At 52.3% G+C, this 14,446-nt stretch carries 11 protein-coding genes; 1 reads left to right on the top strand and 10 read right to left on the bottom strand.

Features of this window, described 5'->3' with window-relative positions; all coding sequences use genetic code 11:
* Nucleotides 1-31: 31 nt before the first annotated feature.
* From AC6I8T_RS20750 to ssuD, 6 genes are all read right to left on the bottom strand, one after another.
* Nucleotides 32-907: a MetQ/NlpA family ABC transporter substrate-binding protein gene (locus AC6I8T_RS20750; protein ID WP_208726095.1), complete on the bottom strand. Its 876-nt coding sequence runs from the start codon at nucleotides 905-907 to the stop codon at nucleotides 32-34.
* Nucleotides 904-1,602 carry a methionine ABC transporter permease gene (locus AC6I8T_RS20745; RefSeq protein ID WP_208726093.1) on the bottom strand — a complete coding sequence of 233 codons (699 nt, stop codon included), beginning with the start codon at nucleotides 1,600-1,602 and terminating at the stop codon, nucleotides 904-906. The genes AC6I8T_RS20750 and AC6I8T_RS20745 overlap by 4 nt, the downstream gene beginning before the upstream one ends.
* Nucleotides 1,599-2,618: a methionine ABC transporter ATP-binding protein gene (locus AC6I8T_RS20740; protein WP_497834321.1), complete on the bottom strand. Its 1,020-nt coding sequence runs from the start codon at nucleotides 2,616-2,618 to the stop codon at nucleotides 1,599-1,601. The genes AC6I8T_RS20745 and AC6I8T_RS20740 overlap by 4 nt, the downstream gene beginning before the upstream one ends.
* The gene (locus AC6I8T_RS20735; protein WP_208726089.1) at nucleotides 2,615-4,006 is read right to left on the bottom strand and encodes an LLM class flavin-dependent oxidoreductase; all 1,392 of its coding nucleotides are present in this window, start codon (nucleotides 4,004-4,006) and stop codon (nucleotides 2,615-2,617) included. Before AC6I8T_RS20735 ends, AC6I8T_RS20740 begins: the two co-directional genes overlap by 4 nt.
* Before the next feature lie 77 nt (nucleotides 4,007-4,083).
* Nucleotides 4,084-5,520, bottom strand: coding sequence for an FAD/NAD(P)-binding protein (locus AC6I8T_RS20730; protein ID WP_497834320.1), 1,437 nt, complete (start codon nucleotides 5,518-5,520; stop codon nucleotides 4,084-4,086).
* The gene (gene ssuD / locus AC6I8T_RS20725; RefSeq protein WP_208726087.1) at nucleotides 5,520-6,692 is read right to left on the bottom strand and encodes an FMNH2-dependent alkanesulfonate monooxygenase; all 1,173 of its coding nucleotides are present in this window, start codon (nucleotides 6,690-6,692) and stop codon (nucleotides 5,520-5,522) included. Before ssuD ends, AC6I8T_RS20730 begins: the two co-directional genes overlap by 1 nt.
* 272 nt (nucleotides 6,693-6,964) lie before the next feature.
* Between ssuD and AC6I8T_RS20720 the strand changes: the two genes are divergently transcribed.
* A complete protein-coding gene (locus tag AC6I8T_RS20720) occupies nucleotides 6,965-8,899 on the top strand; it encodes an aliphatic sulfonate ABC transporter substrate-binding protein (RefSeq protein WP_497834319.1) in 1,935 nt (644 codons plus the stop codon).
* Here the strand turns inward: AC6I8T_RS20720 and AC6I8T_RS20715 are convergent.
* From AC6I8T_RS20715 to AC6I8T_RS20700, 4 genes are all read right to left on the bottom strand, one after another.
* Nucleotides 8,888-9,151: a hypothetical protein gene (locus tag AC6I8T_RS20715; RefSeq protein ID WP_497834318.1), complete on the bottom strand. Its 264-nt coding sequence runs from the start codon at nucleotides 9,149-9,151 to the stop codon at nucleotides 8,888-8,890. The two genes, AC6I8T_RS20720 and AC6I8T_RS20715, sit on opposite strands and share 12 nt — an antisense overlap.
* A gap of 196 nt (nucleotides 9,152-9,347) precedes the next feature.
* Nucleotides 9,348-10,319, bottom strand: a complete 972-nt coding sequence (locus AC6I8T_RS20710; RefSeq protein ID WP_497834317.1) for a ParB family protein — start codon at nucleotides 10,317-10,319, stop codon at nucleotides 9,348-9,350.
* Nucleotides 10,320-10,326: 7 nt separating this feature from the next.
* Complete coding sequence (locus AC6I8T_RS20705; protein ID WP_208726074.1) at nucleotides 10,327-11,526, bottom strand: AAA family ATPase; 1,200 nt, start codon at nucleotides 11,524-11,526, stop codon at nucleotides 10,327-10,329.
* 1,947 nt (nucleotides 11,527-13,473) lie between these two features.
* A complete protein-coding gene (locus tag AC6I8T_RS20700; RefSeq protein WP_208726072.1) occupies nucleotides 13,474-14,403 on the bottom strand; it encodes a RepB family plasmid replication initiator protein in 930 nt (309 codons plus the stop codon).
* Nucleotides 14,404-14,446 lie beyond the last annotated feature (43 nt).

The following is a 14,446-nucleotide window of genomic DNA, read 5'->3' as shown; positions in this document are numbered from 1 at the left end:
ATGCCCGGGTGTATCAGCCATCGGCAGAGAATTAGTCGGCAGAAACCGGCACCAGAACCCCTTTTACCAGCGGATCATCCGTGGTCTTCAACCAGTGTTGCAGGCGCGGATCGGAGAAGGCTTGTTTCAGCTTTGCGATATTTTCCTGTGACAGATAAGGCGTACCGATCACCAGTTGCGATGCAAAGGTGCGCGGCGCAGGCGGGAACAGAATGCCTTTGTCACGCGGCACTTTTCCGGCATCAAACTGCGACACGTAACCAATGGCGGCATCCACCGAGTTCAGCGCACGCGGCATTGTCAGCAAATCCAGCTCCTTAAACACAAAGCCATGTGGATTACCGGTGATGTTTTTTAGTTTTGCCGTGCGTGGTTCCACGTTGGGATCGAGGGTGATTAATCCCTGACGCGCCAGCAGCCACAGCGCCTGGCCCTGGTTTGCGCCATCATCCGGCACCACAATGGTGGCCCCCTGCGGCAGCGCATCCACTGAACGGTAGCGGTCGGAGTAGATACCAAAGGCCCACTGGAACAGCGGTAACGTTGGCGTTAGCGCAAAATTATTCGCGTCCACCACCTGTTTCAGCCACCACTGATGCTGATACACCGTTGCCGCGTATTGTCCCTCTGCCACGGCGCGGTCAGCCTGCACCGGGTCTTGCACCCCGACCGCTTCCAGTTTCAGACCGTAATCCGCTGCGATATGGTCATTCACATACTCAATCAGCTTCTGCTCACCGGCCATCGCCGGTTCATAGTGAATTTTTAAGGTGGTGCCAAATACGACCGCCTGCGGTTGCTGACTACGCCAGAACCCGGCCGCAGCGGCGGCGGCAACGACCACTATAATCAGCAGCAGCCACGGCCAGCGTCGGGTTTTACGTAACTCAAATTCTTGTGTTGTCATAGCGATGTCCCCTGAGGATGACGTAAAGCGGTAACCAAACGATCACCGAGAAACTGAATGGTTTGAATTAAGGCGACCAGTACCACGATGGTGGCGATCATGATGTGATTGTCGAAACGTTGATAGCCATACACCACGGCCAGATAGCCAATGCCACCGGCACCGATGGTGCCGGCAATCGCCGAGTATTCGATCATGGAGATCAGATTGAGGGTGATGGCGGCGACAATCGCTGGCAGTGCTTCGCTGAGTTGTGCCTGGCGGATGATTTGCCAGCGCGATCCCCCACAGACCAGCCCCACAGCGGTGACCTCCCCTGGTAACTCACGCAGGGCGTTATCCACCAGCCGTCCGAAAAACGGGATACCGGCGGCAATCATGGGCACCACCGCAGCCGGAATGCCGATAGTGGTGCCGGTTAACCAGAAGGTGAACGGGATAATCGCAGCCATCAACACCAGGAACGGTAGCGAGCGTCCCATGTTCACAATCCAGCTCAACACCCGGTTCACACCCCGATGAGGAAACAACCCGCGTGCGGAGGTGTTAAACAACACCACGCCCACCACCCCACCGCAGGTCACGACAAACAACATCACGATACCGACCATCAACACCGTTTCACCCAAAGCGGGTAGCATCAACGTGGGTATTTCCTTCCAGGGTGTATCCTGACTCATGACGGAGACGCTCATACCGCCTCCTTCAGCAACGGCGCACCCGCAGTGACGCGGCCAATCAACCCCAGTTGTTCCAGCTGCATCAGCAACTGCGACAAAGGAACACGTTCACGCTGGAAGTGAATGCCAACCTGCAAGCGTCCCAGTTGCAGGCCATTCACCTGCTCGATATGCGCTCCCAGTAGATCAATACGCAGCGCAAATTGCTGACTCAGGCGAGTCAGCCAGTCACTGGCGACCGGCACATCGGTGCGGTAGCTCAGTTGAAGTACCAGCTCTGACGAGGCCGGTTGTGGCGCCAGCGGCAGAAGTTGTTGTGCCAGGCGGGAATCAGGCTGCGCCAACAACTGCTTCACCACGCCGTAATGCACAATTTGCCCGTCACGAATTTCCGCCACCGCATCTGCCGCACGGCGTACCGCGTCCATTTCATGGGTAATTAACACAATCGCCAGCCGGTACTCGTCACGTAATTTACGCAGCAGGTCGAGGATGGTGACGGTGGCCTCGGGGTCAAGCCCGGATGTCGCTTCATCAGCCAGCAATACTGATGGCCGCAGCGCCAGCGCGCGGGCAATGCCAATGCGCTGACGTTGTCCACCAGAAAGCTGTGCCGGGAACGCCGAGGCTATATGGCTCAGCCCGACGTGCTCCAGCAACTCCCCTACCCTCGCGGAGATGTCGCGTTCCACCACACCAAGATAACGCAGCGGCAAGGCGATATTTTCCCAGGCGGATTTGCGCTGCAACAACGCCGACGATTGAAACACGGTGCCGATCGCGCGTCGCTCGCGGCGCAGCACTTCACCACTCAGCCGGGAAAGGTCGTGACCGTTGACGCGGATGCTTCCGGCACTCGGTTGTTCCAGCAGGCTAATGCATTTTGCCAGCGTCGACTTCCCTGCCCCGCTCGGTCCCACCACCGCCGTGATGTTGCCAGGCTGTACCTCAAGGTTGATAGACTTCAGCACGTCGGTCACGCGTCCGTCAGGTGCGCGATAGTGCTTACTCAATGCCTCGATCTCGATCATATGACCTCCTGCGGCACCGTCTGCACGCGATAACCCGCGCCAGGATGGGGTGCCTGCAACTGTGGCCCGGCCCGGAATAACTTCTCGCGCAGCGTGCCGCTGGCGTACTCTTTCTTAAATACGCCCCGCTTCTGCAATTCCGGAATCAGCAACTCGACCACATCTTCAAAGGTTTCATGCGTCAGCGCGTAAGCAAGGTTAAAACCATCGACATCGGTTTCTTCAACCCAGCTTTGTAACTCATCCGCTACCGTTGCGGCGCTTCCCACCAGTAGCGGGCCAAAGCCACCGATACCGACCCAATCAGCCAGCGCAGCCACGGTCCATTGACGGTCAGGATCGGCGGTGGAGAAGGTTTCCACTGCTGACTGGATGGCGTTGGTGTGCAGATACTTCAGCACCTGATCCGGCTGATACTGGCCGAAGTCGATGCCGGTCCAACCCGATACCAGTGCCAGCGCACCTTCGTAGCTCACCCAGTTTTTGTATTCCTGCCACTTCGCCTGCGCTGCTTTATCCGTTTCTCCGACGATGACCGTTTGCAGATTGAAGATCAGAATGCTGCGCGGATCGCGTCCCGCTTCTGCCGCGCGGCGGCGGATATCTGCCACGGTTTTCTTCAGCAGCACTTTGGACGGTGCCGCAACAAATACGCATTCGGCATGTTCGGCAGCGAACTGCTTCCCGCGGCTGGATGCCCCCGCCTGATACAACACCGGCGTACGCTGCGGTGACGGTTCGCACAGATGAATCCCCGGTACGCTGAAGAAAGTCCCCTGATGATTGATCGGATGGATTTTGCTGGGATCGCTGAAGATACGGCGCTCACGGTCACGTAACACCGCATCTGCTTCCCAACTGCCTTCCAGCAGTTTGTACACCACCTGGAGGTACTCATCGGCATAGTCGTAACGGCTGTCGTGATCGGTTTGCGCTTTGTGCCCGATATTGCGCGCGCCACTCTCCAGATATGAGGTGACAATGTTCCAGCCAATACGCCCTTTCGTCAGGTGATCAAGCGTCGACAGACGTCGGGCAAATGGATAAGGATGTTCAAACGACAGCGAGGCGGTCAGTCCAAATCCCAGATGCTCGGTCACCAGCGCCATCGGGGTAATCAACGCCAGCGGATCGTTCACTGGAACCTGCGTGGCCTGACGAATGGCGGCATCACCGTTACCGTTAAGCACATCGTAGATGCCTAATACATCAGCGATAAATAACCCATCAAATTTGCCGCGTTCCAGCAAACGTGCCAAATCGACCCAATATTCCAGGTCCTTGTACTGCCACGAGCGGTCGCGCGGATGCGCCCACAACCCCGGTGACTGGTGTCCGACACAGTTCATATCAAAAGCATTCAGGCGTATTTCACGTTGCGATGGCATAGCAATCTCCATAGCGAGGCCCTGATCGCTGTGCGACCCGGCGTTCGTCAGTTAATTTTTAGGGGAATGTTGGGAAATCAGGGTGCTAAAGGGGGACATCGCTCCGCATGTTTGATATGCCGCGACAGGAGAATTTGGCGTGCCACCTCAGCGGCATGATCGGCAACCTGCGGCAATCCCATCAGTTCGCCAAAACGCGCCCTGGCGGCTGGGCCAACCACAAATACATTTTGGCTTGGCTGACCGGATCGCGTCAGCGTGTGGGAATGGCGATCGACGTCAATACCAAAACCTAACGCATCGGCGCGGATGAAGCCTTGTTGACTGAGCGACAGCAGTAACGGTTGGCTGGCGGTTAGCGCTTCATGGCCGGGCCCCGTGGTGACGATAAGATGGTCGAGCGGGTGGTGTTCTGTCGCCCCGTCACGGGTATGCAACGTAATATCAAGCTGGTCGCCACGGGATGCGATGGCCGCGAGACGGGCCGCCAGCACGCGCAGCGTTCCCGCCTGTTGACGTTGCGTGATCTCTGCCGCCACCTGTGGCGCAATGCGATAACGATGCACATCCCACCACGACCGCAAATGACGGACAAAACGCTGTTGTTCACGCAATGACAGCGACTGCCAGATGCTTTGCCCCTGCGCGCGCACTTCATCCAGCACACGCTGCCACGGCAATTGCTGCTCTGCGGCGCGCGCGACCTCCGCCCGAATATGATGCAACCACAGACGCGTGCTGGGTTGGGGTTGCGGTGCCAGCGTCCACTCGGGCCATTCACCGCTCAGGTTGGCGCGTGACAGCTGCCCACGCCGGGAGAAGGCTAATAACGGGCCACGATGCTGTCGTGTTGCCAGTGAGGCCACCACATCGGCCATACTCAGACCGGTGCCGATAATCGCCACCGAGGCGTGGCTGTCGATGTTATCAAGCACGCCTGGTTGCCACGGATTGGCAATCAGGGCCGGGTGTGCGGAGAAAGGCAGGAGCGCCCTCGGCAGTGAAGGCGGCGGATGGCTGATTGCCAGCGCCAACACATTGCCTTCAAGCGTTTCACCGTTGCTCAGCAGCAACTGTTGCCCTTCCCAGGCGAGAGCGCTGGCCTGGATATGGTGTAAGGTCACCTGCGGGTGCTGTAGTACAGCCTGGGCAAACAGTTCGGCGAGGTAACGACCAAACATGCCACGCTGTGGATACACCGCGCCATCGGCACAATGAGCTACTGAATCCAGTGAACATTCCGGCTGCTGCCGATACCAGCGATCAAATGCCCCCTGCTCATCCCCGCTAAGTTGCATACGTGACGCCGGGACATTGATGCGATGCGCAGGTTCTTGCGTTGAATAGGCTACCCCTGCCCCCAGCGTCTGACGAGGTTCCACCACCGTAACGCGTAATGGCGCTGTCGCGTTACGGGCAAGATGAATCGCCAGCGCTGTGCCGCTGAATCCACCACCCACAATCATCACATGGGGTATCTGCATCGCCCGATCCTCACTGCGTGTCTTCAGCATCAGCTGGCGCTCGCCTGTTTGGTTGGCCGTTTGTCACCACCAATGGTTTCACCAAACGGGCCGGTATTAACGCTGCGGGCGCGTTGTTGCTGCCCGTGCGCCAGCGGCAGCAACGGTAAGAGTAACTCTGCCACACGATGCGCTTCTTCGAGATGCGGATAGCCTGAAAGGATGAAGTTGGTCACGCCCAACGCCTGATATTCGCGAATGCGGGCAGCGACCTGCTCCGGACTGCCGACCAACGCCGTCCCTGCCCCACCACGAACCAGCCCGACTCCCGCCCACAGATTAGGAGCAATGTAGAGATTGTCACGCGAACCTTTATGCAATGCGCTCATCCGCGCTTGCCCGGCTGAATCCATACGGGCAAAAATTTTCTGCGCCTGCGCAATCGTCTCTTCATCAAGGTGCGCAATCAGTTTATCTGCGGCCGCTTTGGCCTCTTCTTCCGTCTCACGTACGATGACATGCAGACGAATACCGTATTCCAGCTTACGTCCGTGTGCTTCTGCCCGCGCGCGTACTACCGCCAGCTTCTCTGCAACTTGCGCCGGGGGTTCACCCCAGGTGAGATAGGTATCAATTTGCTGTGCCGCAACATCAATGGCAGCATCGGATGAACCGCCAAAGTACAGCGGTGGACCATTTTCCTGTACCGGTGGGAACAATACCTCAGCACCTTCAACGTGAATATGCTGCCCCTTATAGTCAACCTTTTCGCCACGCAGCAGACGGCTGTAGACGTCCAGAAATTCTTTAGTCACCTCATAACGTTCACTGTGACTGAGGAAAATGCCATCCCCTTTGTTTTCTACCGGGTCACCGCCCGTCACCACATTAATCAGCAGGCGACCGTCGGAGAGGCGGTCCAGCGTGCTGGCCATACGTGCGGCCAGGGTCGGTGGCTGCAATCCCGGACGCACCGCAACCAGATAGCGTAACCGCTTCGTTAACGGTGCCAGCGCCGAAGCAACCAGCCAGGAGTCCTCACAGCTTTTTCCCGTGGGGATCAGCACGCCATAAAACCCGAGGTTATCCGCCGCCAGTGCGACTTGCTGTAAGTAACCTAAATCAACCGGTCGCCCACCCTCCGTCGTGCCAAGGTAGCGCCCATCACCATGTGTAGGAAGGAACCAGAAGACATTGATGTTCTCATTTGAGGAATCAGCCATTATGTATTTCCTATATAACTTTATTAAAAAATGATCATTTCACTTCATTTATTTAGTTATATAGCCGTTAGCGAAATGCGTGCCAATTTCTCATCTTCACTAAACGCCGATATATCAGTAGGTTGATGGTGTTTAGCGTTCGTTATCTGTTGCATTCGCAACTTTGCTTCAACAGCATTTGCTGCATTTGCAACTTCTTATGCTTTTTTCCTACTGTTCATAGTGAATGTGCTTGTATAGCGTGAGGATACGCTTGCACAAGGATATTCATCATGTTGACACCCTATGCTGATTTTGCGGATTCTCCCCGTTTAGTCGATCCAGCCTCTCGCGCATTTCAATCTTTACTCGACAAGTTTGCCCCAACGGATGCCACCGTGCTGATTGCGGGTGAGACCGGTACCGGTAAAGAAGTGGTAGCCCGCTATCTGCATCATCATAGTACTCGCCGACATGGCCCTTTCCTGGCGGTGAACTGCGGCGCATTAACGGAGAGTCTGGCAGAAGCCGAGTTGTTTGGGCATGAGAAAGGGGCGTTCACCGGTGCCACTCAGGCACATCCAGGCTGGTTTGAGTCAGCCCAGGGCGGCACGTTGTTACTGGATGAGATTGGAGAACTCAGTCTGCCATTGCAGGTAAAACTGCTGCGCGTATTGCAGGAACGCGAAATTACCCGTGTCGGTTCGCGCAAACCCATAAAAGTTGATGTCAGAGTGATTGCTGCAACTCACGTCGATCTGGCTCAGGCCATCCGGGAACGTCGGTTCCGTGAAGATCTGTTTTATCGTCTCAACATCGCTGTTGTCCCCTTACCTCCTTTACGGCAACGACGTGAAGACATACCCGTACTGGCACAACATTTTCTGGCGCTGTATTCCCGCCGTCTGGGACGCCCGGCACGGCGTCTGTCTCCTGATGCGCTCGAAGCCCTGATGCAGTACAACTGGCCCGGCAACATCCGAGAACTGGAGAACACGCTGCATAATGCGGTCCTGCTCAGTCGTGAGGAGACCTTAACCCCTGCGCAATTACGTCTTGCTGGTTACAGTGAACATCGGCTGAGTGATGTTCAGGACTCCACCCTTGATAGTTTTCTACGTCAGTATTTGACGTCTGAATCTAATCAACTGTTCGATCGCGTGGTGCAAAGCCTGATTAATAACGCGCTGGAGCTTGCCGATAATAACCAAACCCAGGCAGCAACATTATTAGGTATTAGCCGCCATACTTTACGCACCCATCTGGCTAATCAGGGTGTCATTAAAGGACGTCGTAAAACCGTATCAGTCACCCCAGGCCAGGCTGTCTCAGCAGCGCAAGGAGAACGCGAGCTCCGCATCGGATATCAAAAGTTTGGCAATCTTGGCGTATTAAAAGCACGCCAGAGCCTGGAACAATGCTTTGCACAGCAAGGCGTGAGTGTGCTCTGGAGTGAGTTTCCTGCTGGCCCACAACTGCTTTATGCTCTGCAAAACAACGAAATTGATTTTGGCACCACCGGTGAAGTACCGCCAATTTTTGCTCAGGCGAGCGGCAATGCGGTGACCTATATCGCCTGGGAACCGCCTGCACCAAGCAGCGTCGGCATCGTCGTCCCGCTTGAAAGTGATATCACGACATTGGCCGATCTAAGAGGAAAACGGATTTCTGTCAATAAAGGTTCAAACGTGCACTGGCTGTTGTTGCAGTTGCTGGATGAAGCAGGCATTGGCCTTGATGAGATAAAAGTGGTGTATGCACCGCCCAAATATCCGTTGACGGTCAGTGATTATCTCTCCGTTGACGCCTGGATGATGTGGGACCCGCTACTCAGCGCAGCAGAGAATAATCCGGCATTGCGCGTCATCGCTAATGGCGAAGGGCGTGTCAGCAATCATCAATTCTATTTGGCCCGTCGTGATTACGTTCAGCAGCATGATGATATCGTGCATCAGTTAGTGGAAGCGTTGCAACAGACTGGACAGTTTATCGATAGTCGCAGGCATCAGGCAGCGATGCTACTGGCGCAGGAACTGGGTCTGGAAACCGATGCCGTCGAGCGCGCCTTATCACGCCGCAGCCATCAAACCCGATCAATGGCATTCGAGGTGATTAAACAGCAGCAGGCTATCGCCGACCGCTTTTATGCTCTGGGCTTAATCAATAAACCCGTTCGTGTCAGAGAGGCTGTCTGGCAGTTTTCTTCGGGGTTACGTTTACTGGCGTAATATCATCTGGCGAGCTGAGCGAGCAGGGCGCTCGGCAAAGTTATCCACCTTTTCTGTGGATAAACTATTGAATATCATTTGGCTAATGAAGGCATTGTCTGACGGCGACAGGTTGATGTGAGCTGCAACCCTGGCGATTTCAGGCTGAAATCGTTTTAAAAAAACGATGATATTCATAGAGATAATGATGAAATCGCTGTGGCGAGGTTCAATGATTTCATCTTTCCCATCGTGGCTATACGCCAAATCCAACCTTTTTCTGCTTTATGTTGCTATCGGTTAATCCTGCACCAGGCCAGCTGATTTTATGGCGTAAAGACATTGCTGCGAGGCTGAAATTATGGCGATTTCAGCCTGAAATTCACCACGGCATTATTGGAATTTCATGAGGTTAGCGATGAAATCAGGCTGGCGAGGAGCAAAAAAAACCGCCCGAAGGCGGTGTAGCTTACTGATTGAGGTATTTGTTGAGGGTTTCGTTTATCACCCGATCAAGTTCGTCCTGCAACTCTTTTGACTGGCGATTAAATTCATAGCTGAACATGCGACCTCGTGTTTTTTTACGCGCGAAACGGTCTTTGTCGGCAAAGGTCCAGAGCGCGGTAGCAACCACTTTATCTTTTGCCGGTGACTGTACCAGCGTCTGGCTTCCATTACGCACCAACCGTAAAATGCCGTTCTTCACTTCATCTTCCGCCAGCCCATCACGCGCACAGACAGTATCGACATCCATACCTATCGCTTCAATCAGAGCCTCAACCGTCTGCCCGGTTTCCTGGAGCTTCTCATAAGCCTGCAACAAGGATTTATAGTCGGGATAGGTCAGTTCGGAATGATTGGGAAACAGCGTAATTAAATCTGCCGGAACACTCGCCGCCTGCAACGCACGGGTCACTTTAGCCTGCGACAATCCTTCACTCTGCGCGATTTCTTTTTGCGACAGGCCGCCGTCCTTCAGCGCCATCAGACGCATACCCACTTCACGCAGATTATGTTCGCGTGCAGTTTGAATATCCTGCGCCAGGCGACGGGCTTCTTCAGCACTGATAGCCGCATCAGTTACCAGGACGTCAAGGCCAGTTTTACAATGCAATGCCGCAGCACGACGCCGTGACCCATCAAGAATCTCGATGCGGTCATCACGCTGCACGCCAATTGCCGGAAAGAACTGCTGGAGTTTGATAGTACGGATAATGTCACGCAGTGATTCAGGGGTGAGTCCAGCCTGGTCGCGACCATTAGTTTCCATCACCACATAGGTTCTTTCTTCAATCTCTTTCGCTGCAATACGTTCCAGGGTGAACTGGGCGCGCTTGCCTGTCGACAGGATAAAAGTTTGAGAGTGGCCTTCTGATGTTTCTTCTGTTTGCAACGGTGTCTGGCTGAATGTTCTGCCAATCGTAATGCGTTTTGCGCTCATAGTAACCTCAGTTCAGGCGAATAAATTCAATACGGTCAAACACGGCTTTGGCGAAATCTTCCGCCGCTGAACGCGCATTCTTTAAGGCTTCGCTGCTGCCAACATAGGTAGAAGGATTGGCCGAAATAACGGTGTCAAAGGACTCACCACAGCGCTCAAAACCATCCAGTCGCGGCAATGCCGCATCCAGCATGTCACCGCCAAAGATTTCTTTCGCGAGACTGTGGCATAACTTATGGTCGGCCTTATTGGACAACTTCGACATGAAGCCAATATTGCCTTGTAAGCGGCAGCTGGCCCCGGAATCTTCAATGATGCCAATCAGCTCCGGCAGGCGCGTCAAATACTTCAACGTAGAGTGAAAATCGACCTGGGCTGGTGGTACGGGTGTCATTAGCAAATCAGACGCCGCAATGGCGTTCTTCAGGAAAGCATCGAGATGCGGGCCACTATCAATAAAGATGAAATCATAATCCTTCTTCAGCTTAACGATGACGTTCTCGTATAACACCGAATGTACATTGTGCTGAGGCAAATGCTCGGCGCAGAGTTCATCCCAGCGTGAAGCAATAAAGGCATCATCAATTGAAGCGGGCAGCACATCTACACCCGGAATGATGGAGGGCACAACAAACTCGTTCAACAGTTCTTCACGGCTGACATTCTGCAACATCGCCTGCGCGGCTGTAGCCTCCACCAGACCAACAGATCGTTCATGATTGAGAAACATGGTCGCGGAGGATTGCGGATCGAGGTCAATAACCAGAATGCGTAAATCTTCAAACAGCAAATGCGGGTGGGCGCGTAATGCGTGTGCCAAAGAAACGGTTGAGACGGTTTTCGATACACCACCTTTCAGGTTGCCCACAAATAACGTGAAAGCATCTGCGTGGCGGTCACGGTACTTGGGTACACCACGATGGTGGTAAATATCGATGATGTTTTGAATTGACATGGCATATTTGGTTGAACTGCCCGCCGCGCGCTTATCAAAGGGATAGCCGTTTTCTTCCATCTCATTGACAGCATAATCAACACTGGCTCGCGTTAACTTTGGCAGTTTTGCCAGCGCTGCTTTCGCGTAAACCTGGTAAAAGGTGTTTTCCTGCAATTCTTCTTTCTGTGCCTGGATCTGTTCCGTCAGACTCATCAGCATTCTCTCAGAACGCTGAGCAACCTTCAGAACTTGCTTTTCATCGTTAGCCATAGTTGCTCCACATATGTAGGATTTATGACTTTATACCGAAATCCTGCACATCAGGCAAATATATCTCATCTAATCAGAAAGAATTGATACTGATGAAACTCCTTGAGGAAGAAGGGTGTTTGAAGGGATGTTCACTGTAATCCGTGCCGAAAAATTAGCCTCATCGGTCTGTTGTGTAAATCATGAGCTGAACACTTTTCGAGCCATCCCGCAAACATTCACTGTAATCAGTGCAAAGAAGGGAAGATTGATTGAGTCTGATCTGGAACGATAAAAATCTCAGGAGCGGAGCAGGGCATTAACGTTCACTGTAGTCAGTTAGAGTTGTCGATATCGCCTGCAAAGATTCACTGCAATCAGCATTACATTCACTGTAATCAGTAAATGGGGGAAGAACATTCACTGTAATCAGTACTCATCTCCTGACCAAACTGGATTGTGGTAGTTCCAAGGGGAAGTGGCTGGCATAAACATTCACTGTAATCAGCAAAAAGCACTACTGATTTACGTTACACGGATAAATGTTCACTGTAATCAGTAACATCAGGCAAAGAAACACCAGGGTGTTCACTATAGTCAGTAGAACAATCGAACTACAGGTGAAAACATTCACTGTAATCAGAAAATATTGCGCAACCCTTATTCAATATTCACTGTAATCAGCAGAACGCCAGTTCGCTCACCTGGAAAACGTTCACTGTAGTCAGTGAGTCACTTCAAATGCTGAATCGACGACCGGCTTTAAATAGAGAGCATAGTGTCTGCCAGTTAAATGCCGCAGAATCCAGCGTGTTGACATCAATTCGTAGCGGCGCGATTTATCGCGCTCTTTTACCTTTGGTGTTAAAAAAACGCGCGATAAATCGCGCCGCTACGGAATGTGCCTTGAGTTAATCGTGTTATGAAACAGGAAACAGAGGGAGCAGGGAGCAGGGAGCAGGGAGCAGGTGAATAATAACATTCACTGTAATCAGTAAAATCGCACGGGTGATTTGCCGGGCGAGAACAACATCGTTACCTGATACCTCATACAAAGATTCACTGTAATCTGTAGATGGGGAGTGGGTAAAAGTCATCACAGCTGTTCACTGTAATCAGTATCCAATAGCGAGCCTGCCACAACATAACGTTCACTATATTCAGTAACGCAACCCCGGCTTAAGAGACTAACGTTCACTGTAATCAGAAAGAGGGAGCAACAAAGACCAGGTTGGATCATTCACTGTAATCAGTAAGAGGTAGCCAGATAGAACGTGAGCAAGGTTCACTGTACTCAGTAAAACGCTCAGAATCAGTGCGGGTTGTTCAAAAGGGGAGCGAATCCGGAACGAATTTAAGCCAGAATTCACTGTAATCGGTGACAGCGTGACGTTGGGCTTTGATGCAACATTTCGGGCGTAAGCTCTCCCTCAAATCATCCACTGTAGTCAGTAAAATGGGGCAATCATTCACTGTAATCAGCAGACGTGACCAACCCTGTCACTTTTTATCCTCTACAAAGTCGCAAACTACCGATTACAGTGAACCCTTCATTAAATATCAGATAAAATAATTTAAAATCAGTTAGATAAATATAAACATTCACTGCAATCAGTACATGAGATAAGCAGCTTACATTCACTATAACGAGTAATGTCTGCCTTACTTCAAACGTTCACTGTAATCAGTATCCCCCTATAAAAAGGGCGTATCTGAGACGCTTAAAAATCAAATGTAAGTGCTTACTATCAATAAAATCCTTGTAATAGGCTTGTCGAAAACGAGAACTATCAAAACTGTGTAGCAAAACGAAGCGTGATTGCTGATTACAGTGAACGTGACTGATTACAGTGAACAACAGGGCTGGCTACTGATTGCAGTGAATGATACAGGAGAGAGTCAGTGTCACTTTTACGCTAAAAGTGACACTGCAACATGCGAATGGCTGACTACAGTGAACGTTGAAATTCAGTCTTCAAAATCCAAATCTTCCAGAGAGTCGATACTCTCCAGATTACTGATTCCGTCCAGTTTTGGGGTTCGACTGTGGATAATGAAAAACACAGAGCGCCCACGCTTCACTTCGGAATAGTCGAGATAACCAATCTCCTTCAACTGCTCCATCGCGCGACGAACCACATGGTTTTGTGTCGTGGTTTTAGAACCCAGGTTTAAACGCATACGCAGACGCGCCAGCGAAATAGGGGCAGGGTTAGTTGGCAGACTCTCCAGATAGGTATACAGCGCCTGAGCAGATTCCTTACGCTTAAGCCGCGAGATAGCACGCAGTTGCAGCAGAACCTTATGATCGAAGTTATACAGTTCGAATAACTTAGGATCCGCCTGAATACGCACCACATCCTTCTCACGATCGTAATAGGCCGATTGCACCAGATGGGTGTGATAAGCCTTACCATTACCTTCAAAGGAAAGGGTATTGGTGGCGATACGACGTAATGAGGCGTCAAGACGCTTACGCAGGGCCGCTGAGGAGTTCGCCGAAGGAATGCCACACATTTTAACGAAATCAATAAACGGCAACGTCACCGTGTCGCCTTTTGACGGATAGCGTGAGAATGACTGGATGATCCCGGCCCAGGTTTTAAAATCGTTATCCATATCCAGCCTGGCACCGGTGATGGTAATCTTTTCATAACCTTCAGCTTTCACCAACGAGAGGTTCTTCAGCTCTTTGGTCGCATCGGTGGAGGCCATTGCGCCTGATTTACCGCGTGCAGTTGACTTCAATGTCGGAACGAACAGTCCAAGGCGCATTAACGCCACCGGTTGTACGGTGTTATTTTTGTTAGGGTGGAGCTGAATAACTTCACCGCTGTTTTTTGTCACCGACAGAAAAGGTTCAAGTAACGCCTTGTTTTCACTCTCTTTATCTGCCATAGCCTGAGATCTTCATTCTGTGGATGAAAAGGATCGGTTTCTG

The organism is Pantoea sp. X-Soil-OKNW-556, assembly GCF_059730695.1.
This window is presented reverse-complemented; position numbering and strand designations above follow the sequence as displayed.